The sequence below is a fragment of the Cohnella faecalis genome (assembly GCF_003570905.1).
Classification (GTDB): domain Bacteria; phylum Bacillota; class Bacilli; order Paenibacillales; family Paenibacillaceae; genus Cohnella; species Cohnella faecalis.
This window is the reverse complement of sequence record NZ_QXJM01000040.1, coordinates 575,059-598,107: the sequence shown is the minus strand read 5'-3', so window position 1 is coordinate 598,107 and position 23,049 is coordinate 575,059. Positions and strand designations below refer to the sequence as shown.

The window sequence follows — 23,049 nt, the reverse complement described above, 5'->3', positions numbered from 1 at the left end:
TCCCTCCACTTTTTTTATATCTATCGCTTGTTGCGTCAAACCTTCGTTAAGGCAGACGGCCGCTATCCGCCGGCTTCTCCCGCGAACACCTTGCCCAGCGCCTCCGGCGTCTGGCTCTTCTGTCTGCGCTCGACAATGAGCAGAGCCAGCAGCGTCAACAGATACGGCACCATGAACAGGAAGAACGGAGAAATCGCGAGCCCTTGCTGCTGAACGGTCAGTTGAAGCGCCTGCGCCGCTCCGAACAAGTACGCTCCAAGCATCGCTCTTGCCGGCTTCCACGAGGCGAAGATGACGAGGGCGACAGCGACGACGCCGCGTCCTGCGGTCATGTTCTCGACCCAGCTGTGCGTATAAGCCACCGACAATTGCGCGCCGCCCAGCCCCGCCAGAAAACCTCCAACCAACACGGCCAAGTAACGGACAAGCTTCGGATTGATGCCGCTGGCGAACAGCACTTCCTCCCTCTCCCCGGCCGTCCGAAGCATAATGCCGACCCTCGTCCGGAAGATGATGAACCATAAGAGGGGGACGAGCAGAATGGACAAGTAGGTGAGCGGATCGTGATCGAACAAGATCGGCCCTAGAAAAGGAATATCCGAGAGAAGCGGAATAGCGACGGGATTGAAGCCGACAATTTGCTCGCTGACGAAATCCCGGCCGAAGAAAGCCGTCACTCCCATTCCGAAGAACATAATCGTCAGACCGGTCGCCAGTTGATTGGCGCCGCAGCTTAAGACGAGAAAGGCATGGATCAAAGCGATCAATACGCCGCACAAGCCTCCCGCCAATGCGCCGAGCCACGGACTGCCGGTCCAGACCGTCACCGCGAAGCCTCCCAACGCTCCTCCCAGCATCGACCCTTCCGTTCCAAGGTTAATAACCCCCGCCCGCTCCGACACGAGCTCCCCTTGACTGGCCAGCATAACCGACGTTCCGGACCGGATCGCTCCGGTCAATATATCCGCAATCATCGCTTCGCCCACCTTCCGCTGCCAAGAATGAAGAACAGAACGAGCGCCATCAGAATGTTAACCGACGAAGACGGCAAGCCCGAGCCGATTTCGAGCGTATTGCCCGCAACGCTGATCATCCCCAGCAAAAATGCCGTGACAATCAGCCTGAGCGGATTGTTCCATGCCATCATCGCCGCCAGAAATCCGAGATAGCCGAAGTTGACCCCGGTCGATGCCCGAAGACGTCCCTCGATGCCGGCAATTTCGATCATCCCCGCGATGCCTGCCAACATCCCTGCGGCTATGAGAACCCAGAAGTACATTTTGTTAATGTTGAAGCCTGCGCGCTGCGCCGCTAACCGATTGCTTCCCAGCACTCTAATGCGAAAGCCGAGCCGGGTTTTCGATAGAACGAACCAGACGATTGCCGCCAGCGCCAGCGCAACGACAAATCCGATATGCAGCCGCGTACCGTCAACGATAGGCAGCCGGAGCGATGACGATATTTCCGGCGAAAACGGCCAGTTGAACGATTCCGGGTCCTTCAGCAAGCCATGTACGAAAAAACCGACCGTGAACGTAGCGACGTAGTTGAGAAGCACGCTCGTAATCGTCTCGTTCAGCCGGCCTTTGACCTTCAATACGGCTACAAGCCCGGCCCATACCGCTCCTCCCAACGCTCCGGCAATCATCATGAGCGGAATGCCGAGCCATGCCGGAAATTCGCCCAAGTAGAACACGCCGAACCAGGTGGCGAACAAAGCGCCGATAGCCAGCTGCCCTTCGCCTCCGACGTTCACGAGACCCGCTTTGGCGGGAAGCGCCGCGGCCAGCCCCGTCAGCACGAACGGAGTCGCTTTTAACAGCACTTCTCCCAAGCCGTACAAATCGCCGAACGTGGACTTCACCATCGATACGTAGAGGTCGACCGGATTTACTCCGTAACAGAGCAGGAACAAGCCGTACACGACGAACGGAGAAAGCATGATCAAAGCTTGTATGCTCCATGGCTTAATGCGGGAGAGAAAGGATAGATTTCCGGCGGACAACGCGATCGTGCTCGCTTGTTGTTTCACGCAGATTCTCCTTTCAGCATGCGATAACCGATTTGAGCCGCATCGGTTTCGGAGGGGAGATACGGGCCGATGAGCCGCTTCCCGGACAGAACGACCAGTTGGTCGGACAGCTTGAACAATTCATCCAAATCTTCGGAAAATAACAGTATGGCGGTTCCCTGCTCGGCCAGCTCGATCAAATGCTGCTGAATCGTTCGCGTCGTGCCGATATCAAGCCCCCGGCTCGGGTAGCTGATGATCAATATTTCCGGTTTTCGGATGAGAGCCCGGGTAAGAACCATCCGCTGCACGTTCCCCCCGGATAACGTATCCGCTCTCCGGCTGCCGTCCGCAAGAGCTAGTGCCTCTGCCTCAACGCTGCTGTCGAGCTCGCTCCGGATATGCTTCCAGTCGATACCCGCTCCTTTAGGCTTCAGCGGGATGCCGTCAAGCACCATATGCTCCATGATGCTGAACCCTGGAATGACCGATTCCTTAATCGGGTCCTCCGAGACGAAGCTGACCCCCGCCTCCATGAACGCTTTCGTCCCTTCTTTCATCTCCGTTCCGCCGATCGTCAACGTGCCTGCCGTAAGCTTTCTTAATCCGAACAGCACCTCGGCAAGCTCCCGCTGCCCGCTCCCCGATATGCCTGCTACGCCGACGATTTGGCCTTTCGGCAACGTCAGTTGAAGGTCGGTCAGCACCGACTCCCCATGGTCCCCGACGATCTTGCCTCCCGAGATTTGCAAAGCCGCTTCCGTATCGCGCGCTGTGTCTGCTCCCGGCTTCATAACCGGCTTCAGCGACTTGTCTCCCATCATGGCGGAGATTAGCGTGTCGCCTTCCAGTCCGTCCTCCCGAGCCGCCGTATACGTGATTTGACCGCTGCGCAAGACGCTCACCTGATCTGCGCAAGCGAGAACTTCGTTGATTTTGTGCGTGATGAGCAGGATGCCGTATCCGTCTTTGCGGAGCAGATCTAGCATCTTCAGGAACGACTCTACTTCCTGAGGAACGAGTACGCTGGTCGGTTCGTCGAAAATGATAATCCGCGTCCCCGGCGCCAGCAGCACTTTCACGATTTCGAGCCGTTGCCGCTGCCCGAGATCGAGCTGCCAGACGTAGGCGTCGGGATCGACCGCCAGTCCGTACTTGGTCGAGGTGTCGACGATTCGTTGCCGCAGCTTCTTCCGGTTGAAGCGCCAACCGGACTCGACTGCCAGCGCGATGTTGTCCAGCACCGTCAGGGCGGGAACGACCCGAAAATCCTGAAACACCATTCCGATGCCCCGAGCCCGCGCCTTTGTCGGCGGATGAAGAGCTACCCGTTCGCCATCCATGAAAATGTCGCCCTCATCCGGCTCATATACGCCGTACAGCATTTTCATGAGGGTGCTTTTGCCCGCTCCGTTTTCGCCTAGAATCGCATGAATGCTGCCAGGGCTCACCTCCAGGTCGATGCTTCGGTTGGCGATCAGAGATCCGAAGCGCTTCGTTAGTCCATTGGTTCGTAGGAGATAGGGAATTGGACCGTTGTCCTTTGCCATCGTATACCATCTCCTTTTTATGTTAGGTATTATTACGCATATGTTCGTTTCCTCTTGTTAATTAGATTATATAACACGAAAATCCGTTTATCTTTATACGATGCATATAAAATAATGGACATATTTTTATTGTTCGTTAATAAACATTACATATATATAACGTTATATTCATTTGATATATAAAGTAGACAGGCTGCCCTTTAGGGTCGCACAGCATTGGGACGCGCTACCTCTCTTTTCGAGAATTTGGGGTGTGGACGCTCGTCAGTGGGACGAGGTACCATACTTTCGGCGATTGGTGAGCTGGGACTCTCATCAGTGGGACGACGTACCATACTTTCGGCGATTGGTGAGCTAGTGCGCTCATCAGTGGGACGACGTACCATACTTTCGGCGATTGGTGAGCTGGAAAGCTCATCAGTGGGACGACGTACCATACTTTCGGCGATTGGTGAGCTGCGACTCTCATCAGTGGGGCGACGTACCATACTTTCGGCGATTGAAGTGTTCGGACGCTCATCAGTGGGACGACGTACCACACTTTCGGCGATTGGTGAGCTGGGACGCTCATCAGTGGGACGACGTACCACACTTTCGGCGATTGGTGAGTTGGGACGCTCATCAGTAGGACGACGTACCATACTTTCGGCGATTGGTGAGCTGGGACTCTCATCAGTGGGACGACATACCATACTTTCAGCGATTGGTGAGCTGGGACGTTCATCAGTGGGACGAGGTACCATACTTTCGGCGATTGGTGTGTTCGGACGCTCATCAGTGTGACGAGGTACCATACTTTCGGCGATTGGTGAGCTGGGACGTTCATCAGTGGGACGAGGTACCATACTTTCGGCGATTGGCGAGCTGGGACGCTCATCAGTGGGACGACATACCATACTTTCAGCGATTGGTGGGCTAGGACGTTCATCAGTGGGACGACGTACCATACTTTCGGCGATTAGTGAGCTAGGACGCTCATCAGTGGGACGAGGTACCATACTTTCGGCGATTGGTGAGCTGGGGTGTGGACGCTGAAATAGGGTGGTGACTTTCTGACGTCGCGAAACAAAGACCGCCCTCGCGGACGGTCTTTGTTCATCCATTCGATTAATGGAGAGCTCTCCACCCTCCAAGAGAGGTGACATCCACAGCATCGGCTGCCGCATACGCTTCGCACACGAATCCCGGCACTTCCGTTCCGTCCTGCAGCTCGACCCTGCCAATGCCCAGAGGCGCAGGAATGGAGGCTGCGAACGCTCCGAACGATTCCAACGGCATCTCCCACACCTCCAGGTCGATCGAGCTGCCGCCTTGCTCCTGTTTAACCAATCCCGGCTTGGATGGAACGGTAGAGAGCTTATACAGCGCATACTTCGACGCGGTCTTATCCTCTCGCAAGAACCTCGCTTTGCACTCCAGCATTTGCTTCTCCAACGGCAGCCCTCTCATATGCAAGCCGCATACCGCCACAAGCGTATGGTTAGGAGACGGCGTCTGCAGCCTCCCGGGCGGCGAGCCTCCGAACCGCTCGGCCGCACCGATGGCATAGCCTTCGTTGCGCGCAAGAGCGAACATCGTAATGCCGAACGGCACGTTCCCGGCAGCTTCCATTGACGGAACGGCGACTCCGCTCAAATCCAGCAGGTTGCAATGATTCGTATACCGTCCCATCTCCGTATTCGTCCGAACGGGGTCGTTGCGAACTTGCTCTCGCGTCCACGTTCCTCCACTTGTTGGCATGATGAGAACCGCATCCTTCAATAGCTTGCCCGTCTCTCGCTTGATCGCCTGAAGCGAGTGGATCGCCTTAAACACCGACACCCCGTCGTACGGCGACTTCTCTTCCGGCCTCAGCACATGCTTCGTTACGGGTAGAACGCTTCCCGGGTGAGCCTCGATGAAGGCGCCGAGACCGGCCCATCTTTCTTCTACGAACGGCCCCCCATATAACAAGTCGGCTGCTTGCTCGAATAGATTCGTCTCCACATATTGAATCGGAATGCCTAGCTCTCCAAGCCGCTCGACCGTTGTCTGCCAGGCACGCTCGTATTCCTTCGCATAGGGACCGTAGAACCGAAGCGTTTCCTTCGGCAGCAGCAATCGGCTTGGAAGCGCCGGCGAAGGCGACGGTACACTCCGCGACCAAGGATCCGCTTCGTCAAAGCCGCGCACAACCTTATCGACGTCAAACGCGTCTTCCAGACACGTCGCGAATACCGTTACGCAATCAAGGCTCGCGCACGCGGGCACGACCCCCGTAGTCGGCCATGCGCCAAGACTTGGCTTGAAGCCTACGATTCCGTTCAAGGCGGCAGGAACGCGACCGGAGCCTGCCGTATCCGTCCCCAGCGAGAATGCGGCATGACCGCGTGCAACGGCGACGGCCGAGCCGGAACTGGAGCCCCCGCTGATCAGCTCCGGATTAAGCGCGTTATGCGTCTCGCCATAAGGACTTCTAACGCCGACTAACCCCGTTGCGAATTGATCCAGATTCGTTTTGCCTACAGGAACGGCCCCTGCTGCAAGCAGCCTGGCGACGACCGTCGCATGCTCGTTCGGGACGTATTGATAATCCGGACAAGCGGCCGTCGTCGGCACGCCCGCCCAATCGATATTGTCTTTGATCGCGAATGGAATACCCCATAACGGCATCGCCGACGAATCCAACGCAGACAGCCGATCCAAGTAAGGCCGTATCCGCTCCATCCGCGGGGGCGTAATCCATATGTTCATTCCGGCATCTTCTTCCGCTCGCTGGATAATGTTTCTTACGACTTCTTCAGGCATCGTCTCGCCGTTCGCGTAGGCTTGACGCAATTGCTCGATAGACAGCTTATTCTCTTGTTGCTTCCGCCTCAACATTCATCATCCGCCTTTCTCTCCCGCTTCAGGCCAGCCGTCCGAGCGTCTCGGACGCTTTGATCGAGTCGGATACGCTGCCGAATACGCCTCCTTGCATCGTCACCATTTTCAAAGCAGCTTCATGGTTGCCGTGGTCCGTCGCGCCCGTGCAATCTTCCAGAATCAAGCATTCGTATCCGCGGTCGTTCGCTTCCCGCATCGTCGTATGCACGCACACGTCGGTCGTAATGCCCGTCAGAATGATGTTCTGGATGCCCTTTGTTCGAAGAATGAGATCCAAATCCGTCGCATAAAAGCTGCCCTTGCCCGGCTTATCGATGACGATCTCGCCCGGAAGCGGAGCCAGCTCCTCGATAATATGCCAGCCCGGCTCACCGCGAACGAGAATTCGACCCGTGGGACCGGCCGATCCGATCTCGGCTCCGATCTGCTTGCTCCGCCATCTCTTGTTCGCAGGCAAGTCGGATAGATCCGGACGATGTCCTTCTCTTGTATGGATAATCGTAAAACCCGGTATCGCACGCGTAATTTCCAGAAGGCGTCCGATCGGTTCGATCGCGCGGCGAGTCAACGAGAGATCGTAGCCCATCCGATCGACATAACCTCCCTTACCACAAAAGTCGATTTGCATATCGATAACGATCAGGGCGGTATTGTCGGCTCTTAACTCGCCATTGTAAGGGTACATGTAAGGATTCGCTTCAATATACATTAGCCCCACTCCCTTTGTGTCATGTTATTGTTAAGCGTTCATCATTTCTTGTTATATTATATAACATCAATATTCATGAGTCATTGTAATCGATATACATACTGGTTGCGCTTTTGTTATTCGAGGCTCACATATTCGCTGGAAGAAGAACTATCTGCGCTGCACTTGCGCAAATCGGCGGTTTCCGATAAGATACTGAATAAATGTTCAGTAATTTTCGGCATCGCTTTCGCGAGTCAGGTTTCATTCTTCGAATCGGGAGTGGAGAAGTTGAACAAAAAGAAAATCCAAAGCGAGCAGACCAAGAAACGAGTAGCGGAAGCGGCCAAATCGCTCTTCGTCCAGAAGGGATACAAGGCGACTTCCATCGAGGATATTGTGAACGCAACGGGCAGCAGCGCAGGAAACATTTACTATCATTTTAAGAGCAAGGAAGGCTTGTTTCTTTATTTGATCGGCGAGTGGGATCGGGAATGGGAAGAGAAATGGCAGGTCAAAGAGCCGCTGTACAGTACGTCCGTAGACAAGCTCTACGGGCTGGCCGAGCATCTGGTGCTTGAAAATCTCAATCATCCGCTTACGAAAGCGGCCGACGAATTTTTCAATAACGCGGAAAAAGCAAGCGACGCGGAAGAAAAGATATCCGAGATGATGGCCGGATACTTGAGGTTCAATCAAAAATTGCTGCGGCAAGGGATCGAGAACGGGGAATTCGCGGAAAATAACGTGGAGAGCTTGGCCATTATACTGGACAGCCTGCTCATCGGTCTGAGCCAGCATTCTCGCAAATTGAAACGGGAAGATGCGCTCGCTTTGTATAAATCGGCGATTGACGTGTTCATCCTCGGAATCGGCCGGAATCGATAGATTGCTTCTGATCCATTGTTTTACGTCCGGGAGCAAGACGTTTTTCATGCATTAATATAGAATGAATGTTCAGTATAAATATTCAAACTATCATCGCAGATTTTCAACTTAGAAGCTTGGAGGATTCATCATGTCATTGTTGTTGAAAAACCGGGCAGCCTTGCTGCTCCTTATGTTTAACCTGTTTCTAGCCTTTACGGGGATCGGCTTGGTCATTCCGGTTATGCCTAAATTCATGACGGAGCTTGAGATTAGCGGAAGCGTCGTGGGATTGCTCGTTGCCGCGTTCTCGTTGACCCAGCTGCTATTCTCGCCTTTGGCCGGAAGACTGTCGGATTCGTTAGGACGGAAAAGAATTATTCTGCTCGGCATGATCGTCTTCGCTTTCTCCGAATGGCTCTTCGGCGTTGCCGATTCGCCGTTCGTTCTGTTTGCGTCCAGGCTGGCGGGAGGGATCGGCGCCGCGCTCATTATGCCGGCGGTCATGGCTTATGCGGCGGACGTGACGTCCAATGAAGAGCGGGCCAAAGGAATGGGATTCATGAATGCGGCCATTACGACGGGGTTTATTATCGGTCCCGGCATCGGCGGATATATCGCCGAGTTCGGCATTCGCGTTCCTTTCTATGCGGCGGCGGTGGCCGGAGTCGTCGCGGCGGTTATGACCGCTCTTTTTTTGCCCGAATCCGTGGTGTCGTCGAGCGATCGCTCGGGAATGAGCGGCGAACGAACGAAGAAGCGAGATGAACATCCTAATCTGCTCCGCCAGTTGGCACGATCTTATCGAGAGCCTTACTTCTTAAGCTTGGTTATCGTATTCGTCATGTCGTTCGGCCTAGCCAGTTACGAGACCATCTTCAGCTTGTTCGTGGATCATAAATTCGGCTTTACGCCGAAGGATATCGCATTTATTATTACATTCGGCTCCATCTCGGGCGCCGTCGTTCAAGTTACGCTATTCGGACGGATCATAGGCCGATTCGGCGAGCGCAGAGTGATCGCCGCCTGTCTGCTCTCGGCCAGCCTGTTCGTCTTTTTGACGCTTTTCGTGAGTAGCTTTTGGATGATATTCGCCGTCTCCTTTATCGTGTTCTTGTCCGTCGACATTCTGCGTCCGGCCGTCGGCACGCAAATGTCGTTGCTGGCCGAAAATCAACAGGGGTACGTCGCCGGGTTGAATTCAGCGTTCATGAGTCTTGGAAACATCGTCGGACCTGTCATTGCGGGGGCATTGCTGGACGCGAACATTAATTATCCGTATTTACTTGCGTCATTCATCTTGCTGGTCAGCTTCTTGCTATCGATTGGTGCCAATCGCGGCGTTCGAAAATCCGTCCGCGCCTAACAAGAAGGCTGTCTCCGACGGTCTTGTCACGACCTAAGAGACAGCCTTCTTGTTAGAGATCTTGGAGAAATATCTTCCTTGCCGAAAAAATAAAAAAAGCGCTCCCTTCGGAGTCGCCTGCTGATTTCGTATGGATGGCGGAGAGGGTGGGATTCGAACCCACGCACGCCTCGCGACGCCTAGTTGATTTCGAGTCAACCCCCTTGGGCCACTTGGGTACCTCTCCGCAGCAAAATAAACTTTATCACATTTGGACAAGCAATGCAACTGGATTTTTTACCCAATTTCGGTCCGGTTATTCCGCCTCTTCCACTGCCGTTCCTTCGCCCGCTCTAAGCACCTTTTTCATGCTTTTCTCGAACTTGGCTCTCGGCAGCAAGATGCTGTGCTTGCACTTCACGCATTTGATCCGGATGTCCATTCCCATCCGAATAATCTCCATCTCGTTCGCACCGCAAGGATGCTGCTTCTTCATCTGCACGACATCATGCAAATTAAACACCTTCGGCTCCATCTACGTCCCCCCCGTCCGTTCCCGCCCTTCGCCCCGGTGAACTGTCACCATGCGAGGGTACGGCGCTTCGATCCCTTGCTCCTCGAACGCCTTTTTCAAATCGGCATTGACCTTCCTTGCGACTGCCGCTTGCGAATTCGGCTTGCATTCCACGGTCACTCGCAGCGTCACTTCCGTCGTGCCTACCGCTTGTACGCCGAGAAACTCGGCTGGTGCGGTCATATTCGGATCATCCAGCTTGCTCAGAACTGCCCGAATGACCTCCGTCGCCTGCTCGAGTCGCTCCTCATGGGCAATCGGGATATCGATAACCGCAATGGCGTTGTTAATCGAATAGTTGGTCACTTCGTTGATCGAGCCGTTCGGAATAATATGAACCTCCCCCGTCCAACTGCGGATCCGGGTTGCTCTTAGCCCGATCATTTCGACGGTGCCCCGGAAATTGCCGGTCTGGATAACGTCGCCGACCGCGAACTGGTCCTCCAGAATAATGAAGAAGCCGGTTATGACATCCTTCACGAGGCTCTGAGCGCCGAAGCCGATAGCCAGCCCGATCACTCCCGCCCCGGCGATAAGCGGTCCCAGATCAATATGGAATTCCCCAGAATAAGGAGAAGCGCGATAAAATGAACCGTGTAAGACGCAGCGTTCTTCAGCAGGCGTCCTACGGTCTGTACGCGGCGCGTACGGAGCTTCAGGCGAACGGTGTCCCTTTCTACCATCACATGGTCTATAACCCGTCCCAGAAGCCACAGGCCGAGCCTGCTAAGCACGATAATAAGGATGATTCGACCGGCCACGATAGATGCGTCTATCCACATCTGCGTATCGCTTACTTTTGCCCACATATCGTCCAAATAAGTTTCCCATAACGGTTTTTCCGCTAGCCTAGAGAGTCCTCGCATAACCGGTCCCCTCTCCTTCAATTTTTCAGATGATCTGTTCGTAGCCCTGATCGGACTTGCGGAACAGTCCTCTTATCTCCACCTGCTCGTTTGCGATTATTTCTTGCACGCTATTCAAGCTCTCTCCGGGAAATTCGATCGATAGCGCGCAGCCTGCCGTAATTTCCTTAGGCGTCGGCCGAATATCGATCTCGATATCGGCATACTCCAACAGCATTTCCGCTCGAAGCGCCTGTTGAGTGGAATCAAAAGCGATTAATAACGGTTCTATACGTCATTCCTCCGGTCGTGCAAGTATAAATGCGCCCTTGTGTCCATATACTAGTAACAGGTATTGGGAGGAGGCGAAGCGGACGCATGAACGGCGCTTGGGATAAACGGCAGGGCTCCGCAGCCGAAGCTGCGGCGCTTTCTTTGAAAATTCCTTTTAACGAACCTACCGTCTTGCATCGGCTATCTCAGAGAATCGAGCATTATTTGGAACCTTTGCCGCAAGATCGCCGGATAGTCGTCGTCTGCGTCGGCACCGACCGATCTACCGGAGATTCGCTCGGGCCGATCGTCGGTACGTTTTTGCATCGGGAGAACAGCACTCTCTTTGATTTGTACGGAACGTTGGATGAACCCGTTCACGCAATGAATCTGGGCGATACGCTGCTCAAAATCATGCGGACGTCCAAGCATCCCTATGTCATTGCCATCGATGCGTGTCTTGGACAAGTATCCAGCGTCGGCTGCATCCAATTGGGCTCCGGTCCGGTACGTCCGGGTGCCGGCGTCAACAAGGAGCTCCCGCCCGTCGGCGATATCCATATGACCGGCATCGTTAACGTAGGCGGCTTCATGGAATATTTCGTTCTTCAGAACACACGGCTCAATCTTGTGATGAAAATGGCCGACATCATCGCTCAGAGCTTGATGCGGGCCATTCAGAACGTTCGAAACGCCGAGTCCGTCATCCCTTATGCGATGCCTGACTGATAGCGATTTTCTCTTCCGGGGTTAGCATGTAAGCGGACTGGCCTTTATCGATCGGCTTGGCGTACAGGAACGTTTGTTCTCTGCCGTGTATTCCTGTAATCACGACTCCGTCCTGCTCATCGTTAACGAAAGCGACAGAGAAGCTTAAATCGCTGCCCGAATCCGAAAATGCGTTGAACCGATGGACGCCGATTCGACCTTTCATGGTCGTGAGGCGTCTTTCTTGATGATCCAGCCGCTCTTGCTGCTCCGACTGCCTGGCGCCAACCTGAGACATCCGGTCGTGCAGCGCTCCCATCGCGTCTTCGAGATTGGCAACGCCGGTCTCGCCCATCAGCTTTTGATGAGCCCTATTTAACTTTCCTAGCTTCGATGTCAATGCCATAATCCATACCAACAACACGACAAGTACAACGCCTTCGCCAGCCGCTACCGCAATGGCGATCTGATCGCTCCAACCGTTCATCTTTTCTGTCTCCCCCGTTATACGCGCATAGCAAGTAGCTTTCTTTTTTCAACGAACGACGCGGCCGATCTCCCTAACCGCCTCTATCAAGCTTACGATTTCCGATTGCTGCGTAAAATATCCGGGCTTGCCCGAACCGCGCCTGTCTGCGTCGTCCCCGCACTCTCATGTCCGAGCGGTGTGCAATGAAAGCCTGAACGAACCGCGATACCGAACTGTTGGTCCAGCAAAAACGACAGTTCCGACGGATCGACGCCTTCCATCACGAAAGCAACAATAGCGGTTCGTTCCTCCTCGATTTCCGGCCCTAACAGATGTACTCCAGGAACATCGAGAAGACCCTTCATTAGCTGGGTGGTAAGCTCCCGCTCTTTGGCATGAATAGCTTCCACCGTCTCCTTTAGTACGAACGATACTCCTTCGCCGAGCCCGGCAATGCCTACCGTATTCGGCGTGCCCGCTTCGTAACGATCCGGTCGAACGGCAGGTTGCTCAGGGTCGTCGGATCGGCTTCCGGTTCCCCCGTACATAAGCGGCTCCAGATGAAGCTCGGGATGGATGTACAGCCCTCCTGTGCCTTGCGGCCCCAACAACCCTTTGTGGCCGGGAAAAGCAAGAAGATCGATCCCCATCTTCTCAACGTCAATTGGAAGTGTTCCTGCACTTTGAGCGGCATCTACAAGCAGTTTCACTTGATTCTTTTTCGCGATTGCCCCGAGCTCCGCGATCGGAGTAATCGTACCCAACAGATTTGAGCTATGCGTGGCCGCTATAAGCTTGGTCTTCCCTGGGATGAGGGCCGCCTCGACTTGATTCGAATCCAATCGCCCCTGCTCGTCCGTCGCTACGTAAGTAACTTCAATACCTAATCTGCGTTTCAAAGCCTCCAGCGGTCTACGCACCGAATTGTGCTCGGTCGATGTAGACACGACATGATCCCCAGGCTGTAGATATCCTAGAATCGCCAAATTAAGAGCATGTGTCGTGTTCAAAGTAAAAGCGATGTCATTCGGATTCGAAATCCGGAACAATCGGGCTAGACGTTTACGCGTTTCGAATAGAACGCGGCTAGCTTTAACAGCCATTGCATGGCTGCCTCTTCCGGGATTGGCTGCGGCCTCCCTCATGCAGATTTCCATCGCTTCCATGACAGCCGCCGGCTTTGGCCAGGACGTTGCCGCATTGTCCAAGTAAATCAAGTTGCGAGAGTCCATCGTTCCTTCGTCACCGTCCTAACGCAAGGATAGCACACCTCGGCTTAATCTTCCCCGATCGTCCGCAACTCATTTCCTCATCCTTGCAGGACGGAAAATGCAGGAGCGTCGGAGACGATTCTTAGCAGGGAACGAATCCCGCCCGATCTGAACCGTCGAGGAAAATTGCAACTTCGGCATGCTATCTATCACCTTCGTTTTTAAGCGAGCGCCTTTAACAACTCTAACAACCGTTCCAGATCGTTTTTTCCGAAATAAGACAGCTCGATCCGACCTTTGTCTTTATTTGGTTTAATGCGAACGGTCGTTTGAAACTTCTCTCGCAAAGACTCTTCGATTTCCTCCAAAAAGGATCTCTTTTTTTAGTCTTTGCTTTCGTCTTTTCTTTCCCTTTCACGTCCAACTGCTGAACCGCTTCTTCCAGCTCTCGGACGCTCCATTCGTTCGTGACGGTTTGCTTCGCGAGCTCCCGTCTTTTTGAATCCTCTTTAATTCCGGCAAGCGCCCTTGCGTGCCCCATCGACAATGTTCCACGTGAAACATGATCCTTGATTTCATCCGGCAACGACAGAAGACGGAGAAAATTCGCAATATGAGAACGCGATTTTCCAACCTTGAGAGAAAGCTCTTCTTGAGTAAGCGTGAACTGATTCATGATGGCTTGATAAGCAATAGCCACCTCAATCGCATTCAAGTCTTCCCTCTGAACATTCTCGATCAGGGCGATTTCCATGACCTGTTGATCGTTATATTGCCGAACAACTGCCGGAATCGTTGCATTCCCAAGCAATTGGGAAGCTCTGAACCTTCTTTCCCCCGCTATAATCTCATAGCCTCGAAGAGCTTGCCGTACGACAATCGGTTGGATAATTCCATGCTCGCGTATCGATTCGGCCAATTCCTTGATGGCAGCTTCATCAAACGTTTTGCGAGGCTGGTACGGATTCGCACGCAGCTGCGACAATGGAATCTCGACGATCTTATCGTCTTCCTTGATAGACAATGACGTGATTAGTGCATCTAATCCTTTACCGAGCCGCTTGCTCATACGTGATCACTTCCTTCGCCAGTTCGAGGTACACCTCGGCACCTTTCGACTTCGGATCGTACGTGATGATGGATTGACCGTGAGAAGGCGCTTCGCTCAACCGAACGTTACGCGGAATGACCGTTTGATACACCTTTTGTTGAAAGTACTTTTTAACCTCTTCGATAACTTGAATACCTAAATTGGTCCGCGCATCGAACATCGTAAGCAACACTCCTTCGATTTGGAGCGAAGTGTTCAGATGTTTCTGAACGAGGCGAATCGAATTGAGAAGCTGGCTTAAACCTTCTAGCGCGTAATATTCGCATTGAATCGGAATGATGACGGAGTCTGCAGCCGTAAGCGAGTTGATCGTCAATATTCCGAGCGACGGAGGGCAATCGATTAGAATATAATCAAACATATGACGAACTAATGCCAATGATTTTTTAAGTCGAATTTCTCTCGACATCGTTGGTACAAGCTCGATTTCCGCGCCGGCGAGTTGAATCGTTGCGGGAATGATTTTCAAATTCTCGATGCCTGTATCCGCTATTGCTTGTTTCGGATGAACTTCATTAATAAGAACATCGTAGATGCAATATTCGACGTCCGCTTTATTGATTCCGATTCCACTCGTCGTGTTGCCCTGCGGATCGATGTCAACAATGAGCACCCGGCGGCCCAACGTTGCAAGACAAGCACCCAAATTGACTGCGGTCGTTGTCTTCCCGACACCACCTTTTTGGTTGGAAATCGCAATAATTTTAGACAACCTGGTTCACCTCTAATGTTAATTGCCTCAAGTACCTCTGGTTACTCGGTTTCGGTTCGTTCAACATTCGTTATCGCTTTGGAATTCGAATCACAATTTCAATATGATCTTCGCAGTCGCGTTCGCTAGCCTTGATCGGAATCCCTGATCCGTTCACCATATCAACGGATTGGCGGATCGTGTTTAAGGCAAGACGGACATCCTTAGTAAAAGAAACACGCTTTTTAACAGGCTTGGCCACTTCCAAATAAAAAGCGACCCGCATCTCCGTCTGCTTTACGTTCAGCTCTTTCTCGATGATTTCCGTCAACAGCTTGTTTTGAAGCTCCTCAGTAGGCAATCCTAGAAGGGCACGGCCATGTCTTTCGGTGATTTTACGCTCTAGCAGAGCACTCTTGGCTTGCTCCCCTAACTGCAGAAGACGAATCTTATTCGCGATGGTCGATTGACTCTTGCCCAGCCTCTGAGCAAGACTTTCCTGGGTCAATTGATGCAAATCCATTAGCTTCTGATACGCAATCGCTTCTTCGAGAGCCGTCAAATTTTCGCGTTGAAGATTTTCAATCAATGCCATCGATGCAGCCTGGGAATCATTAATTTCACGAACGATAGCGGGAATCGTATCCATTCCAAGCTTCGAAACGGCACGAAAACGTCTTTCCCCGGCAATAATCTCGTGCTTCCCGCCGCGAAGCCGGACAACGATCGGCTGAATAATGCCATGTGTCTTAATCGTCTGGCAAAGCTCGTCAATACGATCATCATCAAATACGGTACGAGGCTGATAAGGGCTCGGTACGATGTCGCGCACGGGAAGTTGCTTGACTTCCTCGTGATTGCTACGATCCGACAGACCGAGTAATCGCGAAAACGGTTCTTTCATGTCTCTCAAATCACCACGGTTATGTATGATAGGATAGAACGGAAACAGCTCACGAACATACGACAATTCAAACCATATTGCCACCCATCGCTAGAATGGCAAACTCCGACAGCGACGAAAAAGCGCCGCCAGTTCACGCCGTCGGGCGCAAATGCGGCACACGTCATTCATACTCTATATAATTCGCCATCAAAGCCTAATTTCCTGCCGAGCATCTTACTTCTACCTTATAAGGATAGCATTTCGCAACGACGATTACCACCATAAAAAAGTTCCACGTGGAACATAAACCGACAAAGGTCGCGGTTCAAATGTTTCACGTGGAACATGAAGAATTTTCACTGCGCCTTTTGTCTTACTGAGAGGCTGCAGGGTCGACCAGTGGCGATTTCAAAGGCGTTCCTGCTTTACGAGGATAGGCCTTCGGTGTAGAACCTTTTTTGTCGATGATGACCAAATGACGTTCGGATTGTTCAAGAGGCAACTTGAGCTTCAAAACTTCTCTGGCTTCGCCTTTCAATACGTGGGCCGAATAGCCGCTGTCTCGCAACTCCTCTTCCACATCGGTTCCTTTCATAGCGATGAACACCCGCCGGACTTCGTGAAAGGAAGGCAGAATTCATTGAGTACCGAGAGCCTAGCCACCGCCCTGGCCGTAACAACATCATAGTGGTCACGGTGTATGGCGTCTCTTGCAACCTCCTCCGCCCTCCCATGAAGCGCAGTAACGTTGTCGAGACCAAGCGCCGCAATAACTTCATCCAAAAATCGAATGCGCTTAGCCAAAGCATCGACAATCGTTACTTTCAGATGAGGAAACGCAATTTTTAGCGGCAAAGAAGGAAAGCCAGCGCCCGAACCGATATCCGCTATGGAAGACGTTTTATTGAAATCAACTGCCTCCGCTATCGTCAGCGAATCGTAAAAATGTTTCTCATACACAGGCTCACGCTCGGTAATGCCCGTTAAATTCATTTTCTCGTTCCATTCCACCAACAGTCGGAAATACGTCTCAAATTGCTCCGCCTGCCGTTCTGTCAACGTGATTCCAAGCTTGTAAACCCACTCCGCAAAACGCTGCTGCACGACATCCATCCGATTAAGACCCCCGTGCCGCCGTTACCCGGTTGTAATGCTCCAAGTGAACGAGAAGAATCGATAAGTCGGCTGGCGTTACGCCAGATATACGCGAAGCTTGCCCGATCGACAACGGACGGATTTTGTTCAGCTTCTGCTTCGCTTCCGTCGCAAGACCGTGAACAATGTCGTAATCGATCGTTTCCGGAATTTTCTTTTTTTCCATTTTTTCAAGCCGCTCAACTTGCAAGAGTTGCTTTTCGATATATCCGGTGTATTTGATCTGGATTTCGACTTGCTCCTTCATTTCATCAGTTAAATCAATTGACGAAGGATACAAGCTCTCCAAATTGGCGTAAGATACTTCCGGACGACGCAGCAAGGTTACCCCATCTACCGTATTCTGCAAAGGAGCCGAACCGCACTCGGCTAGCATAGCCTGAACAGCTTCGTCCGGGCGGAACTTCGTCTCCTTCAATCGCTCGATTTCTTTTTCCACACGATCCTTTTTGTCCAAAAACTTCTTGTGGCGCTCTTCCGTGATCAATCCGATTTCATAGCCGAGAGGAGTCAAACGAAGATCCGCATTGTCGTGACGGAGCAACAACCGATACTCGGCCCGCGATGTTAAAAGACGATAAGGCTCATTCGTTCCCTTCGTTACCAGATCATCGATCATAACGCCAATATATCCTTTGGAGCGGTCAATGACGACAGGATCGAGCCCTTGCGCTTTACGAGCCGCATTAATGCCCGCCATAACGCCCTGTCCTGCCGCTTCCTCATAACCCGATGTTCCATTGATTTGTCCGGCTGTGAACAGTCCGGGAACGATTTTGGTCTCCAAAGAAGGCCACAGCTGTGTCGGTACGACCGCATCATACTCGATCGCATAGCCGGTACGCATCATTTCTACTCTTTCAAGACCCGGAATCGAACGAAGGATGTCCAACTGCACATCCTCAGGCATGCTCGTAGAAAGCCCTTGGACGTAGTATTCCTTCGTATTCCGGCCCTCCGGCTCAAGGAAAATCTGATGCTTCGGCTTGTCGGCGAAACGAACGATTTTGTCCTCGATCGACGGGCAGTAACGCGGACCCGTTCCTTCGATCGCTCCGGAGAACATAGGCGCGCGATGCAAGTTGTCGTTAATAATTCGGTGCGTCTCTTCGGAAGTATACGTTAGCCAGCAAGGAAGCTGTGTTTGCGAATGAAGCATATATTCGGTCTCGTAAGAGAAATACTTCGGATTCGCGTCTCCCGGCTGAATTTCCGTCTTGCTGAAATCGATCGTTTCCCCATGAACGCGCGGAGGCGTTCCTGTTTTGAAACGAACGAGCTGCAAGCCCAAATTCTTTAACGATTCAGACAGCTTAATGGAAGGCTGTTGATTGTTCGGGCCGCTTTCATACATAAGCTCGCCCATAATGACTTTACCGCGCAAATACGTTCCTGTCGTCAATACTACCGTCTTAGCCCGATATTCCGCCCCCGTCTTCGTAACAACTCCGACGCAAGCGCCGTCCTCGACGATGAGATCCTCGGCCATTCCTTGGCGAAGCGTCAGCTTATCCGTCTTCTCGATCGTTTCCTTCATCACGTGCTGATACGAGAACTTATCCGCCTGCGCCCGCAGAGCATGAACAGCCGGGCCTTTGCCCGTATTCAGCATCCTCATTTGGATAAATGTTTTATCTATATTTCGACCCATTTCGCCGCCAAGAGCATCTATTTCCCGCACGACGTGTCCTTTGGCCGGACCGCCTACGGAAGGATTGCACGGCATGAAGGCTACCATGTCCAGATTAATGGTGAGCAGCAGCGTCTCGCAGCCCATACGAGCAGCAGCCAAGGCTGCCTCGCACCCCGCATGACCGGCACCGATTACGATTACGTCGTAATTTCCGGCTTGATAACTCATCTGTTATTCCCTCCTTCTTCTGTTTCGTATTATTTGCCCAGACAGAACTGGGAGAATATTTGATCCAAAAGCGATTCTCCTGCGGAATCCCCCAGAATTTCCCCGAGCGATTCCCATGAAGCTGCGATATCTATTTGAATGAGATCGATCGGAATGCCTTCATCAGCCGCATCGATCGCATCCGTCAACGAAATTTGCGTTCGATGAAGCAGAGCGATATGCCGGGCGTTACTGACATACGTCAGGTCGCCGGTCTCCACCGTTCCGCTGAAGAACAGCCGAGCTACCGCCTGTTCCAGCTCCTCAAGGCCTGTTCCCTCTTTGGCCGACAGCCGGACGATTCGGTCTTGACCGACAAGCGCAATAACCTCGTCGAGGTCGAGAGAGCCCGACAAATCGATCTTATTGACTACAACCAGAGTAGAGCGATCCTTCACCTGCTCCAGCAGCTTGCGTTCGTCTTCATGCAGCGGCTCGTGATGATTCAGGACAAGCAAGATTAGATCCGCGTCGTTAAGAGCTCCAAGCGATCTCTCTACGCCGATTTGCTCCACGACATCCGTCGTCTCGCGAATGCCGGCCGTATCAAGAAGCCTTAGCGGTATGCCGCCGACGGATACCGACTCTTCGACAATGTCCCGAGTCGTACCCGGAATATCCGTTACAATCGCCTTATTGTCTCTGGCAAGAGCATTTAAAAGGGATGATTTTCCAGCATTTGGGCGTCCGATGATCGCGGTCACGATACCCTCCCTCAATATCTTGCCTTCATTTGCACGATCCAGAAGCTGTCGTACCTTCTTAAGCGCTTCTCCGCACGTATCGCGAATGACACCGGCTGTCACTTCAGCTACATCATGCTCCGGATAGTCAATATTAACTTCCACATGCGCCAATAGCTCGATCAACTGGGCTCGCAAGGGAACGATTTGCTTCGACAGATCCCCTTCGACTTGCTTCCTCGCTACCTGGAACGCCCGCTCCGACTTGGAGCGGATCAAGTCGATAACCGCCTCTGCCTGAGCCAGATCGATGCGACCGTTCAAAAAAGCGCGCTTCGTGAACTCTCCCGGCTCGGCCATCCTTACTCCGTGACGCAGAACAAGCTCCAGCACCGACTTAACGGCGACAATACCGCCATGCGTGCTGATCTCCACGACGTCCTCCGCCGTGAACGACCTCGGCCCTCTCATCACCGTTACAAGCACTTCATCGAGCACGGTATCGTTAGCGGGATCGACAATTCGGCCATAATGTACCGTATGCGACGCTACCTCGCGCAAATCCGATTTCGAGCGAAACAGCGGCGCTATGCATTCGACCGCTTGCGGGCCGCTAACCCGGACAACGGCAATGCTTCCCTCGCCGAGAGCCGTTGCAATTGCCGCTATCGTATCCTCAACCATAACCTTCCCTCTTTTCAACGCGAAAAAGCAAAAACGCAATGACCCGCAAAAAACAATGCGGTTGCCATTGCGTGCTCTCGCCGATTACCTGGGCGCGATAACGATTCGCCGGTTCGGTTCGTCGCCTTGACTGTAAGTCTTCACCTCGGAGTGACCTTGCAATCGGGCGTGAATGATCTTTCTCTCCTGCGAAGTCATCGGCTCGAGGACGATTTCCTTCCTTGACCGGATGACCCGACTGGCCATCCGTTCCGCGAGCGACTCCAGCGTATGCCGCCGTCGTTCGCGGAATTGCTCGGCATCCAGAACGATACGAAGATGACGGTTCGAATGGCGATTTGCTACGATGTTGACGAGATATTGAAGCGAATCCAATGTCTGACCGCGTCTGCCGATCAGAAGACCCAGATCGGATCCCATTACATTAAGGCGCACCGATTCCAGCTCGTCCAACCGTTCCACAGTAACGGACAAGCCCATCGCCGACGAAACTTCGGACAGAAACGCGATCGCTTCGATCACGCCGTCCGGCTCCGGGAGCAATTCCAGCTCCACTCGCGCTTCCTTGGCTCCTATAAGTCCGAACAGCCCTTTGCTTGGCTGCTCCAACACCGCAACTTTCACCCGGTCCTCTAGAACTCCCAGCTGGGCGAGGCCGTTACGTACCGCGTCTTCAACCGATTTCCCGGATGCGACGAGCTTTGTCATTTGGCATGGGCCCCCTTCTTGCCTTTGCCCTGCGGTTTGCCTTTGCCGCCCTTAGGCTTCTGTTCAGGCTCTTTCACAGGCTCGGGCTGGCGACGCACATACATGAAATAGTTTTGAACGATCGTGTAAGTGTTGCTGAAAATCCAGTACAACGGCAGTGCAACCGGGAACGACAGCGCCATGACGAAGATAAGCACGGGGAAAATATACAGAAGCCCCTTCATTGCGCCCATCTGCTGAGTCTGCTGCGCCGACATCATCTTCGATTGGATGAAGGTCGTCAAAGCCGCGACTACCGGAATGATGTAATAGTACCAGTGACCCGCTTCGTTCGGCGACAAGCCCAATTGGAATCCGAGGAACGTATGGTCCCTGATTTCGGAGTTTTTGTAGATCGAATTGTAAAGCGCGATAAAAATCGGCATCTGGATGATGAGCGGCAAGCAGCCCGCAAGCGGATTCACCTGGTGCGTCTGATAAAGCTTCATCATCTCTTCTTGCTGCTTGCGAGGATCGTCCTTGTGCGTTTCGCGGATCTTCTTCATCTCCGGCTGAAGCGCCTGCATTGCCTTGGTGTTCTTGTACTGCTTGATCATCAATGGAAGGATAATGGTCCGAACGATAACCGTAAGGAGCAAAATCGCAAGACCATACGAACCTCCAAACCATTCCGCGAACTTATCCAGCGTAAGGGAGAACCAGTAGACGACGTTCTTCGTCCACCACGAATTGCTGTTCAACATATCTTCCGTCGTCGTTGCCGTCCCTTGCGGCGTACATCCCGACAACACCATTACCAATGAAATTGCTCCGAGCACTAACCACCATTTGCGATTACGAAACAAACAACAAAACTCCCCTCATCGAACCGTTGCACGCGTAGTCAAATTCACCTGTGGATAAGAAATCTCGGACAGCTTTCCACATGTTAACTATACCATAAGAAGAAAGACAAAGAAAAGCTTGTCCTAACCACTCTTGCAAGCGCTTATTTCGAGCGGTTCGAGGAGCCCGACCGCTGATTTCCGCCCCGAGTAGACGGCGGGTTCCGCGTTCCGGAAAAGGGAGGCGACCCTTTGAGAAGGCCGGCTTTGCGCAATACGTGCATAACGCTTCCTTCCAGCTCCTTATAAACCATCGCCAGCGCCGGTTTACGAACGATTAAAATAAGATCGTACTCGGGATGCAGCTTGCTTTCGTTCAACCGGACGATTTCCTTAACCATTCTCTTCATCCGGTTTCGAACGACCGCTCCCCCCAGCTTGCTGCTGACGGACACCCCCAGTCGAAAACAAACCGGATCCGATCGCTTGCGCCAATAGACGACGAATTGAGAATTGGCGAACGATTTGCCGTGTCGGTATACTTTATTGAAATCTTCTCTTCTTCGAAGCCGCAGCTTTCGCTCCATCTTCTGCCTCGTCACTCCTTCGGCTAACGTCGGGCCAGCATCCCGATAAAAACAAGTAGAAACGTCTGCGCCTCCTCCGGAAGGATAGCTACACACGTTTGTGTCGAGGATTGAAAAAAGACCACACAAGGTGGTCTTTAATCCTATGCGGACAGCACTTTGCGGCCTTTTTGGCGGCGTGCCTTCAGAACTTTGCGACCATTCTTCGTGCTCATGCGCGAACGGAAACCGTGAACCTTCTTGCGCTTGCTAACATTCGGTTTGAATGTAGGACCCATGGTTCGATACCCCCTTACTTAAAAACTCACGTCTACAAATTAAAACACAGATAATGCAAAAAGTCAACTCGACTTCGGACAAGCTCAGCCGAACCGCTGTTCATCTACATAAAGCATTTAACGCCCCTCACAAGGA

Annotated in this window: 21 protein-coding genes, 1 tRNA gene and 3 pseudogenes; 3 read left to right on the top strand and 22 right to left on the bottom strand. The window is 52.6% G+C overall.

Annotated elements, in window-relative coordinates:
• Nucleotides 1–62: 62 nt before the first annotated feature.
• The 5 genes from D3H35_RS24160 to biuH form a co-directional block, all read right to left on the bottom strand.
• Nucleotides 63–974, bottom strand: coding sequence for an ABC transporter permease (locus tag D3H35_RS24160; RefSeq protein WP_119151704.1), 912 nt, complete (start codon nucleotides 972–974; stop codon nucleotides 63–65).
• Nucleotides 971–2,032, bottom strand: coding sequence for an ABC transporter permease (locus D3H35_RS24155; protein ID WP_233568122.1), 1,062 nt, complete (start codon nucleotides 2,030–2,032; stop codon nucleotides 971–973). Before D3H35_RS24155 ends, D3H35_RS24160 begins: the two co-directional genes overlap by 4 nt.
• The gene (locus tag D3H35_RS24150; protein ID WP_119151703.1) at nucleotides 2,029–3,561 is read right to left on the bottom strand and encodes an ABC transporter ATP-binding protein; all 1,533 of its coding nucleotides are present in this window, start codon (nucleotides 3,559–3,561) and stop codon (nucleotides 2,029–2,031) included. Before D3H35_RS24150 ends, D3H35_RS24155 begins: the two co-directional genes overlap by 4 nt.
• Before the next feature lie 1,107 nt (nucleotides 3,562–4,668).
• Entirely contained in the window at nucleotides 4,669–6,423 is a 1,755-nt protein-coding gene (gene atzF / locus D3H35_RS24145) for an allophanate hydrolase (protein WP_119151702.1), read from the bottom strand.
• 25 nt (nucleotides 6,424–6,448) lie between these two features.
• Nucleotides 6,449–7,135 (bottom strand): biuret amidohydrolase, encoded by a 687-nt coding sequence (gene biuH / locus D3H35_RS24140; protein WP_119151701.1) that lies wholly within the window; start codon nucleotides 7,133–7,135, stop codon nucleotides 6,449–6,451.
• A 270-nt stretch (nucleotides 7,136–7,405) separates the two neighbouring features.
• On the opposite strand from biuH, the gene D3H35_RS24135 reads away from it, so the two are divergent.
• Together D3H35_RS24135 and D3H35_RS24130 are read left to right on the top strand one after the other, a co-directional pair.
• The gene (locus tag D3H35_RS24135) at nucleotides 7,406–8,002 is read left to right on the top strand and encodes a TetR/AcrR family transcriptional regulator (RefSeq protein WP_119151936.1); all 597 of its coding nucleotides are present in this window, start codon (nucleotides 7,406–7,408) and stop codon (nucleotides 8,000–8,002) included.
• Nucleotides 8,003–8,132: 130 nt separating this feature from the next.
• The gene (locus D3H35_RS24130) at nucleotides 8,133–9,347 is read left to right on the top strand and encodes an MFS transporter (RefSeq protein WP_119151700.1); all 1,215 of its coding nucleotides are present in this window, start codon (nucleotides 8,133–8,135) and stop codon (nucleotides 9,345–9,347) included.
• Between the two features lie 135 nt (nucleotides 9,348–9,482).
• Here D3H35_RS24130 and D3H35_RS24125 read toward each other — a convergent pair.
• The 5 genes from D3H35_RS24125 to D3H35_RS24110 form a co-directional block, all read right to left on the bottom strand.
• A tRNA-Ser gene (locus D3H35_RS24125) sits at nucleotides 9,483–9,573 on the bottom strand.
• A gap of 69 nt (nucleotides 9,574–9,642) precedes the next feature.
• Entirely contained in the window at nucleotides 9,643–9,861 is a 219-nt protein-coding gene (locus D3H35_RS24120) for a DUF951 domain-containing protein (RefSeq protein WP_119151699.1), read from the bottom strand.
• Nucleotides 9,862–10,434, bottom strand: a complete 573-nt coding sequence (locus D3H35_RS32870; RefSeq protein WP_325050153.1) for a mechanosensitive ion channel family protein — start codon at nucleotides 10,432–10,434, stop codon at nucleotides 9,862–9,864.
• A complete protein-coding gene (locus D3H35_RS32865; protein ID WP_233568120.1) occupies nucleotides 10,416–10,766 on the bottom strand; it encodes a hypothetical protein in 351 nt (116 codons plus the stop codon). Before D3H35_RS32865 ends, D3H35_RS32870 begins: the two co-directional genes overlap by 19 nt.
• 25 nt (nucleotides 10,767–10,791) lie before the next feature.
• The gene (locus D3H35_RS24110) at nucleotides 10,792–11,037 is read right to left on the bottom strand and encodes a DUF3343 domain-containing protein (RefSeq protein WP_119151698.1); all 246 of its coding nucleotides are present in this window, start codon (nucleotides 11,035–11,037) and stop codon (nucleotides 10,792–10,794) included.
• A gap of 86 nt (nucleotides 11,038–11,123) precedes the next feature.
• On the opposite strand from D3H35_RS24110, the gene yyaC reads away from it, so the two are divergent.
• The gene (yyaC, locus tag D3H35_RS24105; protein WP_119151697.1) at nucleotides 11,124–11,747 is read left to right on the top strand and encodes a spore protease YyaC; all 624 of its coding nucleotides are present in this window, start codon (nucleotides 11,124–11,126) and stop codon (nucleotides 11,745–11,747) included.
• Here the strand turns inward: yyaC and D3H35_RS24100 are convergent.
• The 12 genes and pseudogenes from D3H35_RS24100 to rpmH all read right to left on the bottom strand — a co-directional run bounded on the left by D3H35_RS24100 (nucleotide 11,722) and on the right by rpmH (nucleotide 22,913).
• Nucleotides 11,722–12,213, bottom strand: a complete 492-nt coding sequence (locus D3H35_RS24100) for a DUF4446 family protein (protein ID WP_119151696.1) — start codon at nucleotides 12,211–12,213, stop codon at nucleotides 11,722–11,724. The genes yyaC and D3H35_RS24100 overlap by 26 nt on opposite strands.
• Nucleotides 12,214–12,261: 48 nt before the next feature.
• Nucleotides 12,262–13,427 (bottom strand): annotated as a pseudogene (locus D3H35_RS24095) (aminotransferase class V-fold PLP-dependent enzyme).
• 200 nt (nucleotides 13,428–13,627) lie between these two features.
• Nucleotides 13,628–14,475, bottom strand: a pseudogene (locus D3H35_RS24090) (ParB/RepB/Spo0J family partition protein).
• Nucleotides 14,456–15,229 carry a ParA family protein gene (locus D3H35_RS24085; RefSeq protein WP_119151695.1) on the bottom strand — a complete coding sequence of 258 codons (774 nt, stop codon included), beginning with the start codon at nucleotides 15,227–15,229 and terminating at the stop codon, nucleotides 14,456–14,458. Before D3H35_RS24085 ends, D3H35_RS24090 begins: the two are co-directional and overlap by 20 nt.
• A 70-nt stretch (nucleotides 15,230–15,299) precedes the next feature.
• Nucleotides 15,300–16,112 carry a nucleoid occlusion protein gene (gene noc / locus D3H35_RS24080; protein ID WP_119151694.1) on the bottom strand — a complete coding sequence of 271 codons (813 nt, stop codon included), beginning with the start codon at nucleotides 16,110–16,112 and terminating at the stop codon, nucleotides 15,300–15,302.
• A gap of 355 nt (nucleotides 16,113–16,467) precedes the next feature.
• Nucleotides 16,468–17,207: pseudogene (rsmG, locus tag D3H35_RS24075) on the bottom strand (16S rRNA (guanine(527)-N(7))-methyltransferase RsmG).
• 4 nt (nucleotides 17,208–17,211) lie between these two features.
• The gene (gene mnmG / locus D3H35_RS24070; RefSeq protein ID WP_119151693.1) at nucleotides 17,212–19,110 is read right to left on the bottom strand and encodes a tRNA uridine-5-carboxymethylaminomethyl(34) synthesis enzyme MnmG; all 1,899 of its coding nucleotides are present in this window, start codon (nucleotides 19,108–19,110) and stop codon (nucleotides 17,212–17,214) included.
• Nucleotides 19,111–19,139: 29 nt separating this feature from the next.
• Entirely contained in the window at nucleotides 19,140–20,516 is a 1,377-nt protein-coding gene (gene mnmE, locus D3H35_RS24065) for a tRNA uridine-5-carboxymethylaminomethyl(34) synthesis GTPase MnmE (RefSeq protein ID WP_119151692.1), read from the bottom strand.
• Nucleotides 20,517–20,600: 84 nt separating this feature from the next.
• Nucleotides 20,601–21,224, bottom strand: a complete 624-nt coding sequence (jag, locus tag D3H35_RS24060) for an RNA-binding cell elongation regulator Jag/EloR (protein WP_119151691.1) — start codon at nucleotides 21,222–21,224, stop codon at nucleotides 20,601–20,603.
• Entirely contained in the window at nucleotides 21,221–22,018 is a 798-nt protein-coding gene (locus tag D3H35_RS24055) for a YidC/Oxa1 family membrane protein insertase (RefSeq protein ID WP_119151690.1), read from the bottom strand. The genes jag and D3H35_RS24055 overlap by 4 nt, the downstream gene beginning before the upstream one ends.
• 194 nt (nucleotides 22,019–22,212) lie before the next feature.
• Nucleotides 22,213–22,635, bottom strand: coding sequence for a ribonuclease P protein component (rnpA, locus tag D3H35_RS24050; RefSeq protein WP_119151689.1), 423 nt, complete (start codon nucleotides 22,633–22,635; stop codon nucleotides 22,213–22,215).
• Nucleotides 22,636–22,778: 143 nt separating this feature from the next.
• On the bottom strand, nucleotides 22,779–22,913 hold the full coding sequence (rpmH, locus tag D3H35_RS24045; protein WP_084423307.1) for a 50S ribosomal protein L34: 135 nt from the start codon (nucleotides 22,911–22,913) through the stop codon (nucleotides 22,779–22,781).
• Nucleotides 22,914–23,049: the final 136 nt, after the last annotated feature.